The 17981-nt window shown below is 63.3% G+C and carries 15 protein-coding genes; 6 read left to right on the top strand and 9 right to left on the bottom strand.

Going from position 1 to position 17981, the window contains the following annotated elements:
* Window positions 1-224: 224 nt before the first annotated feature.
* Together rep and KU43P_RS26185 are read left to right on the top strand one after the other, a co-directional pair.
* Entirely contained in the window at window positions 225-2234 is a 2010-nt protein-coding gene (gene rep, locus KU43P_RS26180; protein WP_317660358.1) for a DNA helicase Rep, read from the top strand.
* A gap of 71 nt (window positions 2235-2305) precedes the next feature.
* A complete protein-coding gene (locus tag KU43P_RS26185; RefSeq protein ID WP_016394052.1) occupies window positions 2306-2878 on the top strand; it encodes a xanthine phosphoribosyltransferase in 573 nt (190 codons plus the stop codon).
* Window positions 2879-3154: 276 nt separating this feature from the next.
* Here KU43P_RS26185 and KU43P_RS26190 read toward each other — a convergent pair whose 3' ends face one another.
* The 5 genes from KU43P_RS26190 to dadA all read right to left on the bottom strand — a co-directional run bounded on the left by KU43P_RS26190 (window position 3155) and on the right by dadA (window position 8922).
* The gene (locus KU43P_RS26190; protein WP_317660359.1) at window positions 3155-5014 is read right to left on the bottom strand and encodes an acetyl-CoA hydrolase/transferase C-terminal domain-containing protein; all 1860 of its coding nucleotides are present in this window, start codon (window positions 5012-5014) and stop codon (window positions 3155-3157) included.
* 185 nt (window positions 5015-5199) lie between these two features.
* Window positions 5200-5622 (bottom strand): c-type cytochrome, encoded by a 423-nt coding sequence (locus KU43P_RS26195; RefSeq protein ID WP_317660361.1) that lies wholly within the window; start codon window positions 5620-5622, stop codon window positions 5200-5202.
* Window positions 5623-5758: 136 nt separating this feature from the next.
* Entirely contained in the window at window positions 5759-6307 is a 549-nt protein-coding gene (locus tag KU43P_RS26200) for a cupin domain-containing protein (protein WP_317660362.1), read from the bottom strand.
* 109 nt (window positions 6308-6416) lie between these two features.
* Window positions 6417-7490, bottom strand: coding sequence for an alanine racemase (gene alr / locus KU43P_RS26205; protein WP_317660363.1), 1074 nt, complete (start codon window positions 7488-7490; stop codon window positions 6417-6419).
* Window positions 7491-7617: 127 nt separating this feature from the next.
* Entirely contained in the window at window positions 7618-8922 is a 1305-nt protein-coding gene (gene dadA / locus KU43P_RS26210; protein ID WP_317660364.1) for a D-amino acid dehydrogenase, read from the bottom strand.
* Between the two features lie 154 nt (window positions 8923-9076).
* Here dadA and dadR point away from each other — a divergent pair, with 154 nt between their 5' ends.
* Window positions 9077-9565: a transcriptional regulator DadR gene (dadR, locus tag KU43P_RS26215; RefSeq protein WP_003258963.1), complete on the top strand. Its 489-nt coding sequence runs from the start codon at window positions 9077-9079 to the stop codon at window positions 9563-9565.
* Window positions 9566-9567: 2 nt separating this feature from the next.
* Here dadR and KU43P_RS26220 read toward each other — a convergent pair whose 3' ends face one another.
* A complete protein-coding gene (locus KU43P_RS26220) occupies window positions 9568-9921 on the bottom strand; it encodes a YkgJ family cysteine cluster protein (RefSeq protein ID WP_317660366.1) in 354 nt (117 codons plus the stop codon).
* A gap of 194 nt (window positions 9922-10115) precedes the next feature.
* On the opposite strand from KU43P_RS26220, the gene KU43P_RS26225 reads away from it, so the two are divergent.
* On the top strand, window positions 10116-11408 hold the full coding sequence (locus KU43P_RS26225) for an NAD(P)/FAD-dependent oxidoreductase (RefSeq protein WP_317660367.1): 1293 nt from the start codon (window positions 10116-10118) through the stop codon (window positions 11406-11408).
* A 59-nt stretch (window positions 11409-11467) separates the two neighbouring features.
* On the opposite strand, the gene KU43P_RS26230 is transcribed toward KU43P_RS26225, so the two are convergent.
* A complete protein-coding gene (locus KU43P_RS26230; protein ID WP_317660368.1) occupies window positions 11468-11698 on the bottom strand; it encodes a DUF1127 domain-containing protein in 231 nt (76 codons plus the stop codon).
* Between the two features lie 178 nt (window positions 11699-11876).
* Here KU43P_RS26230 and KU43P_RS26235 point away from each other — a divergent pair, with 178 nt between their 5' ends.
* Complete coding sequence (locus KU43P_RS26235) at window positions 11877-13307, top strand: PLP-dependent aminotransferase family protein (protein ID WP_317660369.1); 1431 nt, start codon at window positions 11877-11879, stop codon at window positions 13305-13307.
* A 60-nt stretch (window positions 13308-13367) separates the two neighbouring features.
* Window positions 13368-14915 (top strand): phospholipase D family protein, encoded by a 1548-nt coding sequence (locus tag KU43P_RS26240; protein ID WP_317660371.1) that lies wholly within the window; start codon window positions 13368-13370, stop codon window positions 14913-14915.
* Window positions 14916-15018: 103 nt separating this feature from the next.
* Here KU43P_RS26240 and KU43P_RS26245 read toward each other — a convergent pair whose 3' ends face one another.
* Both KU43P_RS26245 and KU43P_RS26250 read right to left on the bottom strand, forming a co-directional pair.
* Complete coding sequence (locus KU43P_RS26245) at window positions 15019-16158, bottom strand: MFS transporter (RefSeq protein ID WP_317660373.1); 1140 nt, start codon at window positions 16156-16158, stop codon at window positions 15019-15021.
* Between the two features lie 185 nt (window positions 16159-16343).
* Window positions 16344-17837, bottom strand: a complete 1494-nt coding sequence (locus KU43P_RS26250; protein WP_317660375.1) for an aldehyde dehydrogenase — start codon at window positions 17835-17837, stop codon at window positions 16344-16346.
* Between the last annotated feature and the right edge of the window lie 144 nt (window positions 17838-17981).

Consider the following 17981-nt stretch of genomic DNA (forward strand, 5'->3'; position numbering starts at 1 on the left):
TCACTTTTAGACATATCCTTGCCCACAGTGTACCGACACATTTTGACGTGCATCCTGCGGGAAAGTCGCGAAACCGGCAAATCCGATTTTTTCCAGGAATAGCATTAGTTTGACTAATGTTATGCGTGGATAAAACGTTGACTCAGACGTCAGACGGTCGCGCCACAACCGCCCCATGCCTGTTAGAATGCGCGGCTATTTTCTGGCGACCCCCGGTTTCTAGCATGTCCCGACTCAATCCCAGGCAACAGGAAGCCCGTGACTACGTCGGCGGCCCTCTTTTGGTGCTCGCCGGTGCAGGCTCCGGCAAGACCAGCGTAATCACGCGCAAGATTGCCCACCTCATCCAGAACTGCGGCATCCGTGCCCAGTACATCGTGGCGATGACCTTCACCAACAAGGCCGCGCGCGAGATGAAAGAACGGGTCGGTACCCTGCTGCGTCCGGGGGAAGGCCGCGGCCTGACGGTGTGCACCTTCCACAACCTGGGCCTGAACATCATCCGCAAGGAGCACGACAAGCTGGGCTACAAGCCAGGCTTCTCGATCTTCGACGAGTCCGACATCAAGGCGCTGCTGTCGGACATCATGCAGAAGGAATACTCCGGCGACGACGGCATCGACGAGATCAAGAACATGATCGGTGCCTGGAAAAACGACCTGATCCTCCCCGCCGAGGCCCTGGAAAAAGCTCGCAACCCGCGCGAACAGACCGCCGCCATCGTCTACACCCACTACCAGCGCACGCTCAAGGCGTTCAACGCAGTGGACTTCGACGACCTGATCCTGCAGCCGGTCAAACTGTTCCAGGAGCACCCCGAGGTGCTCGAGCGCTGGCAGAACCGTGTCCGCTACCTGCTGGTGGACGAATACCAGGACACCAACGCCAGCCAGTACCTGCTGGTGAAGATGCTGATCGGCATGCGCAACCAGTTCACCGTGGTAGGCGACGATGACCAGTCGATCTACGCCTGGCGTGGCGCCCGCCCGGAAAACCTCATGCTGCTCAAGGAGGACTACCCCTCCCTGAAGATCGTCATGCTGGAGCAGAACTACCGCTCCACCAGCCGCATCCTGCGCTGCGCCAACGTACTGATCGCCAACAACCCGCACGCGTTCGAGAAGCAGCTGTGGAGCGAGATGGGCGTGGGCGACGAGATCCGCGTGATCCGCTGCAAGAACGAGGAAGCCGAGGCCGAACGCGTGGCCATGGAAATCCTTACCCTGCACCTGCGCACCAACCGCCCGTACAGCGACTTCGCCATCCTCTACCGCGGCAACTACCAGGCCAAGCTGATCGAGTTGAAGCTGCAGCACCACCAGGTGCCTTATCGCCTGTCGGGCGGCAACAGCTTCTTCGGCCGCCAGGAGGTCAAGGACCTCATGGCCTACCTGCGCCTGCTGGTGAACCCGGACGACGACAACGCCTACCTGCGGGTGATCAACGTGCCGCGCCGCGAAATCGGTTCGACCACCCTGGAAAAGCTCGGCAACTACGCCACCGAGCGCGGCGTCTCGATGTACGCCGCCAGCGAGGAGCTGGGCCTGGGCGAACACCTGGACGCCCGCTACACCGAGCGCCTGCAGCGCTTCAAGCACTGGCTCGACGGGGTGCGCCACAAGGTCGCCCTGGAAGACCCGATCGCCGCGCTGCACGAGATGATCCGCGACATCGACTACGAGAACTGGATCCGCCAGCAGACCGCCAGCGACAAGGCGGCGGAGTTCCGCATCAGCAACGTCTGGTTCCTGGTCGAAGCGCTGAAGAACACCCTCGAGAAGGACGAAGAGGGTGACATGACCATCGAGGACGCCATCGGCAAGCTGGTGCTGCGTGACATGCTCGAGCGTCAGCAGGAAGAGGAAGAAAACGCCGAAGGCGTGCAGATGATGACCTTGCACGCCTCCAAAGGCCTGGAATTCCCCTACGTGTTCATCATGGGCATGGAGGAGGAAATCCTCCCCCACCGCTCGAGCATCGAAGCCGACACCATCGAAGAGGAACGCCGCCTGGCCTACGTGGGCATTACCCGCGCACGCCAGACCCTGGCCTTCACCTTCGCGGCCAAGCGCAAGCAGTACGGCGAAATCATCGACTGCACGCCCAGCCGGTTCCTGGACGAACTGCCGCCGGACGACCTGGCCTGGGAAGGCCTGGACGATGCGCCGGTGGAAGTGAAAGCCGCGCGAGGCAACAACGCCTTGGCCGATATCCGGGCAATGCTCAAACGCTGATCAACCATTACTCTTTAACTTTGCCGCTACCTCCGGGACGCGGCCACCTTTGCTACATCGAGGAAACAACAGTGGAAGCACTGCAGCAGAAGATTCGCGAAGAAGGCATCGTGCTTTCCGATCAGGTTCTCAAAGTCGATGCGTTTCTCAACCACCAGATCGACCCTGCACTGATGCAGCTGATCGGTGACGAGTTCGCCCGCCTGTTCGCCGACGCCGGCGTGACCAAGATCGTCACCATCGAAGCGTCGGGCATCGCCCCGGCGGTGATGACCGGCCTGAAGCTGGGCGTACCGGTGATCTTCGCGCGCAAGCACCAGTCGCTGACCCTGACCGAGAACCTGCTGACTGCCACGGTGTACTCCTTCACCAAGCAGACCGAGAACACCGTGGCCATCTCGCCGCGCCACCTCAACAGCAGCGACCGCGTGCTGGTGATCGATGACTTCCTGGCCAACGGCAAGGCGTCGCAGGCGCTGATTTCGATCATCAAGCAGGCCGGTGCCACCGTGGCAGGCCTGGGGATCGTCATCGAGAAGTCGTTCCAGGGCGGCCGTGCCGAGCTGGACAGCCAGGGTTATCGCGTTGAATCGCTGGCCCGGGTGAAGTCGCTGGAAGGTGGCGTGGTCAGCTTCATCGATTGAGCCTGTAGTGGCCTCATCGCTGGCAAGCCAGCTCCCACAGGAACTCCACCGCTCCAAAGGGCTGCGTTGTACCGGTGGGCGCCGGCTTGCCAGCGATGGGCTGCGTTGTACCTGTGGGAGCTGGCTTGCAAGCGATGGGCTGCGTTGTACCTGTGGGAGCTGGCTTGCCAGCGATGGGCTGCGTTGTACCTGTGGGAGCTGGCTTGCCAGCGATGGGCTGCGTTGTACCTGTGGGAGCTGGCTTGCCAGCGATGGGCTGCAAAGCAGCCCCGGCAATCACTGAGTCGCCGCCAACCCCGCCAGCAGCAAGCGCTGGTAAAGCTCCTCCTTCAGCCCCTGCGGCTCTGCCAGATTCATCCGCGCCAACGGCGCCACATACCCCTCGGGCCCTGGCGCATCCAGTGCCGCCTTACCCAACTCCAGCACTTCGCTCAGCTTGAACTTGCTTTTCAACCAGTTCAGCGCCCGCAACAAATCCCGCTCTTCTGCCGTGAAGTCCGTCCCCAGCGGATACTCCGGGAACAACCGTGCATGCCGCGCTCGTAGGGTCTCTAGCCGCTCTGGCGTGTTGTCCGTGAAGCGCGCATCCAGCTCGAAGTCCCTGGCCAGCTTTCCAGCCTTCTTGGCCCGCTCGATCAGGTCGCCCTGAAAACGCGAATCACTGATCGCCAGCAATCGGGCAATCACCTCGCTGTCAGTCTGCCCGCGCAGGTCGGCAATGCCGTACTCGGTCACGACGATGTCGCGCAGGTGCCGTGGGATGGTGCAGTGGCCATAGGCCCAAAGCAGGTTCGAGCTCACATCGCCGCCCGTTTCGCGCCAGCTGCGCAGCAACAGTATCGAGCGCCCGCCTTCCAGCGCGTGGCCCTGGGCGACGAAGTTGTATTGTCCGCCCACACCGCTGAGCACGCGGCCATCTTCAAGCTGGTCAGCAACACCCGCACCCAGCAACGTCATGGTGAACGCCGTGTTGATGAAGCGCGCATCGCGCCGCTGCCGGCGCTTGAGTTCTTCCTGCCCGTACAGCTCGTTGATGAAGCTGATGCGGGTCATGGCGAAACGCTCACGCTGCTCCAGCGTCATCTCGCGCAGACGCTGGTAGAACGCCCGCGGGCCAAGGAAGAATCCACCATGCACGAGTACGCCGTGCTCGTCCGCCGGGCGCCGCACCACACCGGCTTCGGCCAGCGCCAGCAGGCCATTGACGAACATTTCGCTGCAGCCGTAGAGGCCTTGGGCGAAAGGCTCCAGGCCACCTTCACGGTCGATCAGTGACTGCCATGGGCCCACGTCCAGTTCACCCAGCAGTGCGCGGTAGCCCTCGTTGTCGCCTTGGCGCGCCAGCAGCGCGGCGGCGACTGCGTCGCCCATGGCGCCGATGCCAATCTGCAAGGTGCCGCCGTCACGCACCAGCGAGCTGGCGTGCAGGCCGATGCAATGGTCCTGGAGGGTCACTGGCATGTTCGGGGTGGAAAACAGGCGCCTTTGCTCCGCCTGGTCGATCAACAGGTCGAACGCATCCATCGACAGTTCCGCGTCGCCGGGCATGTAGGGCAGCTCAGCGTGAACCTGGCCAAGCATGAGGATGGTTTCACCGGCGGAGCGGCGCTTGGCGATCATCGGTAGCAGGTCGAGCGTGATATCAGGGTTGCAGGCGAGGCTCAGGTGCACAGGCTTTTCCGGCGTGGCGGCCACCAGCTGGGCAATGAGGTTCAGGCCCTTGGCGTTGATGTCGCGTGCTGCGTGGCTGTAATTGCTGCTGACGTAGTCCTGCTGCGCGGACTCGCTGTGCAGCAGGCTGCCGGGCTGCATGAAGAACTGTTCGATGCGGATGTTCGGCGGAAGGCTGTCTTTGCGAAGGTCCGCGAGGTAGTCGAGCTCTTCGTAATCGGCGAATACGCGATCGATGAAGGGTTCGAGGAAGCGCCGTTGCAGGCCATCACCCAGTGGCGGGCGGCCGAGGCTGAGGGCGGTGTAGATGGTCAGACGGCGTTCAGGCAGTTCGCGAACCCGTTTGTACAACGCATTCACGAACGCGTTGGGTTTGCCAAGGCCCAGCGGCAGGCCCATGTGAATATGGGCAGGCAGGCGCGCCAGGACTTGCTCGACGGCCTGTTCGATGGAGCAGAGATGCATCTGGGCCTCCTGAGTCTTCCGTGGGGTCAGGGGTTGGACATATCTGGGAGCTGGTTTGTTGCCTGCTCCGGCCCTATCGCCGGCAAGCCGGCTCCCACAGGGCCTCCACAGGGCCAGAGAGCGGGCCAGACGACACATAAACAAAGCCCGCCAAAAAGGCGGGCCTCGTGCAATTCGTTTACGGCTTACAACCCGGACATCTTCTTGATCGCCCCTTTCAGGTCGTCATCCGAGCAGTCCGCGCAGGTGCCCTTGGGCGGCATAGCATTGATTCCGCTGATAGCTTTGGCCAAAAGCCCGTCAACGCCGCCCTGCTCCTTGGCACGCTTGCCCCAGTCCCCTGAGTCACCAATCTTTGGCGCGCCGAGAAGGCCGGTGCCATGGCAGGCGTTACAGTGCTTGGCAATAACATCATCTGGCGTCTTGGCCCCGCCCCCACCTGCTGCTGCGGCCACTTCCATACCTTTGCACTCCTGGCCCTGGACACACACCTGGCCGACCGGCTCGAGGCGTTTGGCAAGTTCATCGTTGGTCGCTGCGGTTGCGCTCAGTGCCCAAAGGGCGAATACGGCTGCTGGTACGGCCAGCATCTTCTTGATTTGGTTCACGCGAACACCCTCATGGTGGCTAATCACGCCCGCGGCCACGGTAATGCGAGCGTTGAAAAGTATAGCGGCAACCTGGAGGCCGTGAAACGACCCCACTCAGGAAAGGGGTATTGCAAAAGCAATGCACTGCGCTGGATCAAAAATTCGACGGTGTGGCCGCGCTGATCAGCCGGGCAGGTTGGTCGAACGGGTTGCGAAAGCGATGCGGCCGGGTGCTTTCGAAATAGTAGCTGTCGCCTTCTTCGAGAATGAAGATTTCGTTGCCCACCACCAGTTCGAGCCGGCCTTCAAGCAGGATGCCGGTCTCTTCGCCGTCGTGGGTGAGCATTTCCGCCCCGGTGTCGGCGCCTGGAGGATAAACCTCGGTGAGGAACGCGATCGCGCGGTTGGGATGCGACTTGCCCACCAGCTTCATGGTCACCGCACCGTCCGAAATGTCGATCAGCTCATTGGCCTTGTAGACGATCTGGGTAGGGCTTTGCGGCTCCAGTTCGACCGAGAAGAACTCGACCATGGACATGGGGATACCGCTCAGCACCTTGCGCAGCGAGCTGATCGAAGGGCTCACGCTGTTTTTCTCGATCATCGAGATGGTGCTGTTGGTCACGCCCGCACGCTTGGCGAGTTCGCGCTGGGACAGGCCCTTGAGCTTGCGGATGGCTTGCAGTCGTTCGCCGACGTCCAAAGCTGGAGCCTCCTGAAACGGTGAGATGAGGGGTGGATGTGAACGATATCATGGCAATGCCGTTCAGTATTTACAACACACCGCCCCTCACACTGTCCGCTTCGGCGCCTTATTCGCCGTAATAGTCCAGCGGCACCCGCTTCAGGTTGCAGAAGATCTGGTAGGGAATGGTGCCAGCGTGCATGGCCACTTCGCTGGCCAGCACCTGCTTACCCCACAACTCGACCGGGCTGCCGATGGTGGCTTCGGGCACATCGGTCAGGTCGATGCAGAGCATGTCCATGGAGACGCGGCCGATCAGCTGGCTGCGCTTGCCGGCGACCATCACCGGCGTGCCGGTGGGTGCCTGGCGCGGGTAGCCGTCGGCATAGCCCATGGCGACCACGCCCACACGGGTCGGGCGCTGGCTGATGAACTTGGCGCCATATCCCACCGGCTCGCCGGCAGGCAGTTCACGCACGCTTATCACCCGCGATTGCAGGGTCATGACCGGCTGCAGGCGCTCGGCCTGGGCCTGCTCGACTTCGAAGGGCGTGGCACCGTAGAGCATGATACCGGGGCGTACCCAGTCACTCGGCGCCTGCGGCCAGGCCAGCACGCCGGGGGAATTGCGCAGGCTGCATTCGGCGGCCAGGCCCTGGCGGGCGGCGTCGAACACGGCGATCTGCTGGGCGGTGGCATCGGCGTCCAGTTCGTCGGCACGGGCGAAGTGGCTCATGAGGACGATGCGCGAAACCTTGCCGCTGGCCAGCAGCCGCTGGTAGGCGTCGTTGTAGTCCTTGGGGTGAAGGCCAACCCGGTGCATGCCGCTGTCGAGCTTGAGCCATACCGTGAGCGGTTTGCTCACCTGGGTTTTCTCGATAGCCTCCAGTTGCCACAGGGAATGCACCACGCACCACAGGTCGTGCTCGCCGATCAGCGCCAGCTCGCTGGCTTCGAAAAAGCCTTCGAGCAACAGCACCGGAGCCTTTATTCCGGCTGCACGCAGTTCCAGGGCTTCTTCGATGCAGGCCACAGCAAAGCCGTCTGCCTCGGTTTCCAGGGCCAGGGCGCAACGTACGGCACCATGGCCGTAGGCGTCGGCCTTGATCACGGCCAGGGCTTTGGCACCGGTCAGTTCACGGGCCAGGCGGTAGTTGTGACGGAGAGCTTGGAGGTCGATCAGGGCACGGGCGGGACGCATGGCGGCAGCCTTATGGTGGTTCGAGTTGAAAACGGTGTTGGGTTTATCGCCGGCAAGCCGGCTCCCACACCGACAGCGCGGTACTTGTGGGAGCCGGCTTGCCGGCGATGAGGCCGGAAAAGACGCCTTACTGCTGGTGTGCAGGCGCGGTCTGGCCGTGCTTGGCCACTTCCGGGCTGTTGCCATACCGGGCAATGTCCAGGCCTTCGGCACTGATCTGCGGCTTCTTGCGCGCGATCAGGTCGGCCAGCAGGCGACCGGAACCACACGCCATGGTCCAACCCAATGTACCGTGGCCGGTGTTGAGGAACAGGTTGCGGAACGCGGTGGCACCCACGATCGGCGTACCGTCCGGGGTCGCCGGGCGCAGGCCGGTCCAGAAGCTCGCCTGGCTCAGGTCGCCGCCGCGAGGATAAAGGTCGTTGACGATCATCTCCAGCGTTTCGCGCCGGGCCGGGTTCAGCGACAGGTCAAAACCGGCGATCTCAGCCATGCCACCGACACGAATGCGGTTGTCGAAACGGGTGATGGCGACCTTGTAGGTCTCGTCGAGAATGGTCGAGGTCGGGGCCATGTCGGCGTTGGTGATCGGCACGGTCAGCGAGTAACCCTTGAGCGGATACACCGGGGCCTTGATGCCCAGCGGCTTGAGCATCTGCGGCGAGTAGCTGCCCAGGGCCAGCACGTAGCGGTCGGCAGTTTCCAGCTTGCCGTCGATCCATACGCCATTGATACGGTCGCCGGCGAAGTCCAGGCGCTGGATGTCCTGGCCGAAGCGGAATTCGACGCCCAGCTTCAGGGCCATCTCGGCAAGTTTGGTGGTGAACAGCTGGCAGTCGCCAGTCTGGTCGTTGGGCAGGCGCAGGGCGCCGGCCAGAATGTCTTTCACGCCAGCCAGGGCCGGTTCGACACGGGCAATGCCGTCACGGTCGAGCAGCTCGTAGGGCACCCCGGACTGTTCGAGCACGGCGATATCCTTGGCCGCGGCATCCACCTGGGCCTGGGTGCGGAATAGCTGGGTAGTGCCCAGGCTACGGTTTTCGTAGGCGATGCCGGTTTCGGCGCGCAGTTCGTCGAGGCAGTCACGGCTGTACTCGGACAGCCGCACCATGCGCTCCTTGTTCACCGCGTAACGGCTCGCGGTGCAGTTGCGCAGCATCTGCGCCATCCACAGGTACTGGTCGACGTCACCGGTGAGCTTGATGGCCAGGGGCGCGTGGCGCTCCAGCAGCCACTTGATGGCCTTCAGCGGCACCCCAGGGGCTGCCCAGGGCGAGGCATAGCCGGGCGAGATCTGGCCGGCGTTGGCAAAGCTGGTTTCCATGGCCACCGCCGGCTGGCGATCGACCACGGTCACTTCGAAACCTTGCCTGGCCAGATAATAGGCACTGGCGGTTCCGATTACACCGCTACCAAGTACCAGAACTCGCATCGTTTATCCCTCGCACGCGGCTTACCGCAAATTTTGTTGATATGGCATGGATGGGCGCAGTATATGAATTCGAAGCCAGTGCAATTCACTATATAAAAGCCTATATTTGGCGAGAATTCTTGGCGAAAACGCCTTTCACGGAGGGGCATCCCCTATGAGAACCCAGCACCAGAGCAAGCGTGAACTGGACAAGATCGACCGCAACATCCTGCGGATCCTGCAGAATGACGGGCGCATTTCCTTCACCGAACTGGGCGAGAAAGTTGGGCTTTCCACCACCCCCTGCACCGAGCGCGTACGCCGCCTGGAGCGCGAGGGCATCATCATGGGCTACAACGCCCGGCTCAATCCGCAGCACCTGAAGGGCAGCCTGCTGGTGTTTGTGGAAATCAGCCTGGACTACAAGTCGGGTGACACCTTCGAGGAGTTCCGCCGTGCGGTGCTCAAGCTGCCCCATGTATTGGAATGTCACCTGGTGTCGGGCGATTTCGACTACCTGGTGAAGGCGCGTATTTCGGAGATGGCTTCGTACCGCAAGCTGCTCGGCGACATCCTGCTGAAGCTGCCGCACGTGCGCGAATCGAAGAGCTACATCGTGATGGAGGAGGTGAAAGAGAGCCTCTGCCTGCCGATTCCGGACTGACCCTAGACCAGCACCTGACGGGTGCTGGCGATGAACCGGTGAACGATCAGTTCGGCCTGCGGCTCAAGCATCTGTTCAGGGCCGCGGCCGCGGGGGCAGGCCAGGCTGGGCGTGGTGCCGAACAGGCGGCAGATCATCGGGCGCTCCTCGTAGACCGTACAGCCACTGGGGCCCAGGTGTACGCAGTCCAGGCGCTGCAGTGCGGCGTCCTGTTCGGCCTGGGTCTTGCGCGGCAAGCGGGCCATTTCTTCTGCAGAGGTGGTCACCGGGCCGCAGCAGTCGTGGCAGCCGGGCTCGCACTCGAAGGAAGGGATGAGTTCGCGCAGGAACTGGATCTTGTGGCGGTTGCAGGACATGGTTGGGTACGGATTGAAGGTCGAGGTCGAATTATAGGGCCAATCGCCGGCGAGCCGGCTCCCACAGGTAGTCCGCTGGTCCTGAGGACGGTGACTAACCTGTGGGAGCCAGCTTGCTGGCGATAAGGCCGGTTGCCCCACCACAAAACCCCGGCTTATCCTCCCCTTCCGTCTAAATGCCCAGGACCCGCCCGATGATCCACAGCGCGCAGCACGCCGCCTCCTACTACGCCGCCAGCAGCGCGCCTCACCCCGATCATGCCTATCTGCAGGGCGAGCACAGCGCCGACGTGTGCATCGTCGGCGGCGGCTACTCGGGCCTGAATACCGCCATCGAACTGGCCGAGCGCGGCCTTTCGGTGATCCTTCTGGAAGCCCGCAAACTCGGCTGGGGCGCCAGCGGGCGCAATGGCGGGCAACTGATTCGGGGGGTCGGCCATGGCCTGGAGCAATTTCTGCCGGTACTCGGCGAAGAAGGCGTGCGCAGCCTGAAACTGATGGGCCTGGAAGCCGTGGAGATCGTTCGCGAACGGGTCGAGCGCCACAACATCGCCTGCGACCTGACCTGGGGCTACTGCGACCTGGCCAACAAGCCCGGCGAGCTGCACGGCTTTGCCGAGGACGCGGAAGAACTGCGCAGCCTGGGGTACCGCCACGAGCTGCGGCTGGTACAACAGGACGCGATCCACAGCGTGGTCGGCTCCGACCGCTACGTCGGTGGCTTGATCGACATGGGCTCCGGGCACCTGCACCCCCTCAACCTGGCGCTGGGCGAAGCGGCCGTGGCCAGCCGGCTTGGCGCGCGGCTGTTTGAGCAATCGGAAGTCACCCGCATCGACTATGGCCAGGAAGTGAAGGTGCACACTGCCCAAGGCAGCGTGCGGGCCAAGACGTTGGTGCTGTGCTGCAACGCCTATCACAACGATCTGAACCGCGAGCTGGGCGGCAAGGTGCTACCCGCTGGCAGCTACATCATCGCCACCGAGCCGCTCGGCGAGGAACGCGCCCGTCAATTGCTGCCGCAGAACATGGCGGTGTGCGACCAGCGTGTGGCGCTGGACTACTATCGCCTGTCCGCCGACCACCGCCTGCTGTTCGGCGGGGCCTGCCACTATTCCGGCCGCGATCCGCAGGACATCGCCGCCTACATGCGGCCGAAGATGCTCAAGGTGTTCCCGCAACTGGCCGATGTGCGCATCGACTACCAATGGGGTGGCATGATCGGCATCGGTGCCAACCGCTTGCCGCAGATCGGCCGCCTGGCCAGCCAGCCGAACGTGTATTACGCCCAGGCCTACTCGGGCCACGGTCTTAACGCCACCCACCTGGCCGCACGCCTGCTGGGCGAGGCGATCAGCGGCCAGCAGAGCGGGCGCTTCGACCTGTTCGCCAAGGTGCCGCATATCACCTTCCCGGGCGGCAAGCACCTGCGGTCGCCGCTGCTGGCGCTGGGGATGCTGTGGCATCGGCTCAAGGAGCTGGTGTAGGTTTCGTTTTGCGGCTGCCTTGGCATCTGCGCCACAGATCCCAAGGCATGCACCCACAATCAATCCTTCCAGAAAGGCTTGAGTCCTTCTTCTCGCGCCTGCTCCCAGGTCAACCCGATATCACGCAGCTGCCAATCTTCCAGCTCCAGCAGGGCCCTGCGGGTGCGCCAGCGATGCAACATCAAGCCCCAACGGCCCAGGCCTTCCGGCGCATTGAAAACCTTGGTCCGCTGCTCGCTCTCCAACTCCCGGGCCATCAGTTGCAAGCGCACATCGCTCATGCCACCCATCGCTGCGTTCTCCCACTCAGTTGATACCGTGGAGAAAGCATGCCCGCTGGCAACCTCGACAATACAGATCCAATACCGTCTTATTATTTCCATACAGAATTGGCGATGAATCAGCTGAATGCTGTATTTTCGGCAAATCTGTACTGGTCGCTGTTTCACCATTGCCCAGGAGTATGCCGTGACCCTCTACCTGAACCTTGCCGAGCTTCTTGGCGCACGCATCGAACAGGGCCTTTACCGCCCCGGCCAGCGCCTGCCTTCGGTGCGGGCCCTGAGCGTGGAGCACGGGGTCAGCCTGAGCACCGTACAGCAGGCATACCGCATGCTCGAAGACAACGGCATGGTGTCGCCGCGCCCCAAATCTGGCTACTTCGTCAGTGATCATCGTCAGCTCCCTGCCCTGCCCGCCGTCAGCCGACCGGCCCAACGCCCGGTGGACATCTCCCAGTGGGAGCAAGTGCTGGAACTGGTGCGCAGCACGCCGCGCCAAGATGTGATGCAACTGGGCCGCGGCATGCCCGACGTCAATAGCCCGACCCTCAAGCCCCTGCTGCGCAGCCTCGCCCAATTGAGCCGTCGGCAGGACATGCCAGGGCTGTATTACGACAACATTCACGGCAACCTTGCCCTGCGCGAGCAGATCGCCCGGCTGATGCTCGACTCCGGCTGCCGCCTGGGCCCGAATGACCTGGTGGTGACCACCGGCTGCCACGAGGCGCTGTCTTGCAGCATTCGCGCGGTCTGTGAGCCGGGTGACATCGTCGCCGTGGACTCACCAAGCTTCCACGGCGCCATGCAGACCCTCAAGGGCCTGGGCATGAAGGCCCTGGAGATCCCCACCGACCCGATCACCGGCATCAGCCTCGAAGCGCTGGAGCTGGCGCTGGAGCAGTGGCCGATCAAGCTTATCCAGGTGACCCCGAGCTGCAACAACCCACTGGGCTATATCATGCCCGAGGCCCGCAAGAAGGCCCTGCTGAGCCTGGCCCAGCGATATGACGTGGCAATTCTGGAAGACGATGTGTATGGCGACCTGGCCTACACCTACCCACGCCCGCGCACGCTCAAATCCTTCGACGAAGATGGCCGAGTGCTGCTGTGCAGCTCGTTCTCCAAGACCCTCGCCCCTGGCCTGCGGGTCGGCTGGGTAGCGCCCGGGCGCTACCTGGAGCGGGTGCTGCACATGAAGTACATCAGCACCGGCAGCACCGCCTGCCAACCACAGCTGGCCATCGCCGACTTCATCGCCGGCGGCCATTACCAGCCCCACGTGCGGCGCATGCGCAGCCAGTACCAGCGGGGCCGCGACCTGATGAGCGACTGGGTGACCCGCTACTTCCCACCCGGTACCCGCGTCAGCCGGCCCCAGGGGGGGTTCATGCTGTGGGTGGAGTTGCCGGAAGATTTCGACACGCTTCGCCTGAATCGGGCTTTACTGGAGCAGGGCGTGCAGATTGCGGTAGGCAGCATCTTCTCCGCCTCGGGCAAGTTTCGTCACTGCCTGCGCATGAACTTCGCCGCGCGGCCGACAGCGCAAATCGAAGCCGCCGTGCGCAAAGTGGGCGAGACAGCCCTTCGTCTACTGGATGAAGCGCGAGACCCGGCGTAACTTTGCGCCGCCCGCCACGGTCCAAACCTTTAGGCCTTTGCTGTACAGGACGATCCACTCTTGATACTCCAGCGAGCCCTGCCTCTGCTGATACTGCTCGCTCTTGCGGGCTGCGCCAGCATCGACGTACCTCAGGAAACCAGCCAGGCCCTGCCCGCCAGCGATTCGGCCTTCGGCCGCTCGGTGCTGCGCCAGGCGGCGCCCTATGGCGGACGCTCGGGTTTCCGCCTGCTGCCCAACAGCAACGAGGCATTTCGTGCCCGCGCCGAGCTGATCCGCAACGCCCAGGTGAGCATCGACCTGCAGTACTACATTGTCCATGACGGCTTGAGCACCCGTGCCCTTGTGCATGAACTGCTGCGCGCGGCAGACCGTGGCGTGCGCGTGCGCATCCTGCTCGATGACACCACCAGCGATGGCCTGGACATCATCATGGGTACCCTCGACGCCCACCCGAACATCCAGATTCGCGTGTTCAACCCGCTGCACCTGGGGCGCAGCACCGGCGCCACTCGGGCCGTGGGGCGCCTGTTCAACCTGTCGCGTCAGCACCGGCGCATGCACAACAAGTTGTTCCTGGTCGACAACAGCATGGCCATCGTCGGCGGGCGCAACCTGGGCGACGAGTATTTCGATGCCGAGCCCAACCTCAACTTCACCGACATCGACCTGCTCGGCGTTGGCCCGGTAGCCGAGCAGCTTGGCCATGGATTCGACCAGTACTGGAACAGCGCCTTGAGCCGGCCGATCGGCGACTTCCTCTGGCGCCAGCCGGACGCTGACGACCTGCGGGCCAGCCGCCAGCGCCTGGAGGTATCGCTGGCCGAGGCGCGGGTAAGACGTAAAGCGCTGTATGACCGGCTGATGGCCTACCAGTCGCAGCCGCGCCTGGATGTCTGGCGCAACGAGCTGATCTGGGCTCACAGCCAGGCACTGTGGGATGCACCGAGCAAGGTACTGGCAGACGACGAGCCCGACCCGCAATTGCTGATGAGCCAGCAGCTGGCACCGGACCTGGCCGCAGTGCACAGCGAGCTGATCCTGGTATCCGCCTACTTCGTGCCAGGCGAGACCGGGCTGCTGTACTTGACTGGCCGCGCCGACGCAGGCACCTCGGTGAAGCTGTTGACCAACTCGCTGGAGGCCACCGATGTGCCGGCTGTGCATGGCGGCTACGCCCCCTATCGCCGAGCGTTGCTGGAGCACGGCGTGCAGTTGTTCGAACTGCGGCGCCAGCCGGGCGATCCGGGTGCGGGGCGCTTGAGCTTCCATGGCAGCTCGGATTCGAGCCTGCACAGCAAGGCCATCGTCTTCGACCGGCGCAAGACATTCATTGGCTCGTTCAATTTCGACCCGCGCTCAGTGCTGTGGAATACCGAGGTGGGCGTGCTGGTAGACAGCCCTGAACTGGCCGAATACACCCGCGAGCTGGCGATGCAGGGTATGGCGCCGGCGCTGAGCTATCAGGTCAGGCTGGTGAATGACAAGCTGGTCTGGGCAACCGAGGACAACGGCCAGCGGCATATGCTGACGTCAGAGCCGGGCGGGCTCTGGCGGCGGTTCAATGCCTGGATCAGCAAGGCAGTCGGTTTGGAGAGGATGTTGTAGCCGCAGGCCTCATCGCCGGCAAGCCGGCTCCCACAGGGTTCCGTGCGGTCGTTGTGGGAGCCGGCTTGCCGGCGATTGGGCTGCGCAGCAGCCCCAAGATGCTTCACGCAGAAGCCGCTTCAAACGCCCCACGTCGACGCGTCAGCAACACCAGCCCCGCTGCCCCCGCTGCCATTAGCCACAGTAGCGCATGCCCGCTGACCCACTGGCTCCCCGCCCCCGCCAGCAGCGGCCCGAGCAAGCAGCCGATGCCCCACAGCTGCGCCACATGGGCGTTAGCGCGCACGAGCGCATCATCCCGGTAGCGTTCGCCGATCAGCACCAGCGACAAGGTGAACAGGCCACCGGCACTGGCCCCGAACAGCACCCACAGCGGCCAGATCACTGGCGTGTGCAGGAGCAATGGAATTGCCAGGCTGGAGCACAGCAACGTCACCGCACAACCGGTGAACAAGCTGCGCCGTGACATGCGATCGGCCAGCGCGCCGATGGGCAATTGCAGCACCGCGTCACCCACCACCACGGTACTGACCATGAACAAGGCAATTTCGGTGGTGAAGCCTTGCTGCAGGCAATACACCGGCAGCAAGGTAAGAATCATCGCCTCGAAGGATGCGAACAAGGCGATCGCCCAGGCGATCACGGGGAGGCGTCGGCAGAAGCCGAACAAATCGCCGAAGGTTACGCTGCAAGCCTCGGTGCTCGGCGCGCCACCGCGTCCCAGCAACAGCAAGGGGGCGCACAGCAGCAGGCCGGTCGCGGCCCAAAAGCCGAAATCATCGTCGGAGCCGAGGAAACCCAGTACCAATGGGCCGGCCAGCTGGCTCAAGGCATAGCTGCTGCCATACAGCGCCACCAGGCGGCCGCGCCATTGCTCCACTACCAGTTGATTGATCCAGCTTTCGCCGAGGATGAACACCACGGTCAGCGACATGCCAATCAGCAAGCGCAGCGCCAGCCACAAAGGGTAGCTTGGCAGCAACGCCAACAGCCCGATCGACAACGCACCGCCCCACAGGCACAGACGCATGGCTGCAGGCACACCCACCCAACCCGCCAGACGACTGGCCAGGCTGGCGCCGAGCAATACGCCCAGTGCTGGCATGGCGGCCATGACGCCGATGGCAAAGCTGCCATAACCCCAAGCCTCAAGACGCAGGGATACCAGTGGCATGCTCACGCCGAGCGCGAGCCCGACGCTCAGCACCGATGCCAGGACGGCAAAGTAGGTTCCCCAGCGCATTTCAGCCTCCCAGGCAGAATTCTTGAACAGCAGAAACAACAAAGCCGGGACGGTGAGAACCGGCCCGGCTGCAGTCGGGGCTGCCGAGCAGCCCATCGCTGGCAAGCCAGCTCCCACAGGCGTTCAGCGAAAACCTTGTGGGAGCTGGCTTGCCAGCGACTGGGCCGCCCTGCGGCCCCTCTGGATTACAGCTTGATCCAGGTCGCTTTCAGCTCGGTGTACTTCTCCAGTGCATGCAGCGACTTGTCACGGCCGTTGCCCGACTGCTTGAAGCCACCGAACGGTGCGGTCATGTCGCCGCCGTCGTACTGGTTGACCCAGACGCTGCCAGCGCGCACGGCACGGGCGGTCTTGTGGGCCTTGGAGATGTCCGACGTCCAGATACCTGCGGCCAGGCCGTATGGCGTGTCGTTGGCAATGGCGATGGCTTCTTCGGCGGTGTCGAAGGCGATCACCGACAGCACTGGGCCGAAGATTTCTTCCTGGGCGATTTTCATGGCGTTGGTCACGCCATCGAAGATGGTCGGCTCGACGTAAGTACCGCCGGTCTCTTCCAGGGTACGCTTGCCGCCGGCTACCAGCTTGGCGCCGTCCTGGTGACCGGCGTCGATGTACGACAGCACGGTGTTCATCTGCTGAGTATCGACCAGCGCACCGACGGTGGTCTGCGGGTCCAGTGGGTTGCCTGGCTTCCAGCCCTTGAGGGCCTCGATCACCATCGGCAGGAACTTGTCCTTGATCGAGCGCTCGACCAGCAGGCGGGAACCGGCGGTGCAGACTTCGCCCTGGTTGAAGGCGATGGCGCTGGCGGCCGCTTCGGCGGCAGCTTGCAGGTCCGGTGCGTCAGCGAAGACGATGTTCGGGCTCTTGCCACCGGCTTCCAGCCAGATGCGCTTCATGTTCGACTCGCCGGCATAGACCATCAACTGCTTGGCGATCTTGGTCGACCCGGTGAATACCAGGGTATCCACGTCCATGTGCAGGGCCAGAGCCTTGCCCACAGTGTGGCCGTAGCCAGGGAGGACGTTGAGCACGCCAGCCGGAATACCGGCCTCGATAGCCAGCTGGGCGATGCGAATGGCGGTCAGCGGGGATTTTTCGGACGGCTTGAGCACTACCGAGTTACCGGTGGCCAGGGCTGGGCCGAGCTTCCAGCAAGCCATCAGCAGCGGGAAGTTCCAAGGTACGATGGCACCGACCACACCCACCGCTTCGCGGGTAACCAGGCCGAGCTGGTCGTGCGGTGTAGGGGCGACTTCGTCGTAGACCTTGTCGATGGCCTCGGCGGTCCAGTGGATGGCACTGGCAGCGCCCGGCACGTCGATGCTCGACGAATCGCCGATTGGCTTGCCCATGTCCAGGGTTTCCAGCAGGGCCAGCTCTTCGACGTTCTTGCGCAGCAGGTCGGCGAAGCGGATCAGCTTGGCCTTACGCTTGGCGGGGGCCAATTGCGACCAAACGCCGGAATCGAAGGTGGCGCGGGCGTTTTCCACGGCGCGGTTGGCATCGGCCAGGTCGCAGCTGGCGACCTTGGCCAGGAAGCGTCCGTCGACCGGGCTCAGGCAGTCGAAGGTTTCACCAGATGCAGCGTCGGTGTATTCGCCGTTGATGAAGGCACGGCCTTCGATCTTCAATTGCTGGGCACGTTGTTCCCAGTCTGCACGAGTCAGGGTGGTCATACGAAACTCCTCCTCTTGTTTAGGTGCAACGCCGCACTGAGGACTCACAGGCGTTGTCAGAATTCGGGCCGGGCGACGAGCGCACACTGGCAAGCGATACCCTAAACCAGGCTGGATAAACTATCAATATATTTGACACGAAAG

Source organism: Pseudomonas sp. KU43P (assembly GCF_033095865.1).
Lineage (GTDB): Bacteria > Pseudomonadota > Gammaproteobacteria > Pseudomonadales > Pseudomonadaceae > Aquipseudomonas.

Excerpts from the sequence above, each read along its gene's own strand:
- rep (WP_317660358.1), top strand. The coding sequence starts at position 225 with ATGTCCCGACTCAATCCCAGGCAACAGGAAGCCCGTGACTACGTCGGC.
- KU43P_RS26190 (WP_317660359.1), bottom strand. The coding sequence starts at position 5,014 with ATGCATCTCTGCTCCATCGAACAGGCCGTCGAGCAAGTCCTGGCGCGC.
- alr (WP_317660363.1), bottom strand. The coding sequence starts at position 7,490 with ATGCGTCCCGCCCGTGCCCTGATCGACCTCCAAGCTCTCCGTCACAAC.
- dadA (WP_317660364.1), bottom strand. The coding sequence starts at position 8,922 with ATGCGAGTTCTGGTACTTGGTAGCGGTGTAATCGGAACCGCCAGTGCC.
- dadR (WP_003258963.1), top strand. The coding sequence starts at position 9,077 with ATGAGAACCCAGCACCAGAGCAAGCGTGAACTGGACAAGATCGACCGC.
- KU43P_RS26220 (WP_317660366.1), bottom strand. The coding sequence starts at position 9,921 with ATGTCCTGCAACCGCCACAAGATCCAGTTCCTGCGCGAACTCATCCCT.
- KU43P_RS26225 (WP_317660367.1), top strand. The coding sequence starts at position 10,116 with ATGATCCACAGCGCGCAGCACGCCGCCTCCTACTACGCCGCCAGCAGC.
- KU43P_RS26230 (WP_317660368.1), bottom strand. The coding sequence starts at position 11,698 with ATGGGTGGCATGAGCGATGTGCGCTTGCAACTGATGGCCCGGGAGTTG.
- KU43P_RS26245 (WP_317660373.1), bottom strand. The coding sequence starts at position 16,158 with ATGCGCTGGGGAACCTACTTTGCCGTCCTGGCATCGGTGCTGAGCGTC.
- KU43P_RS26250 (WP_317660375.1), bottom strand. The coding sequence starts at position 17,837 with ATGACCACCCTGACTCGTGCAGACTGGGAACAACGTGCCCAGCAATTG.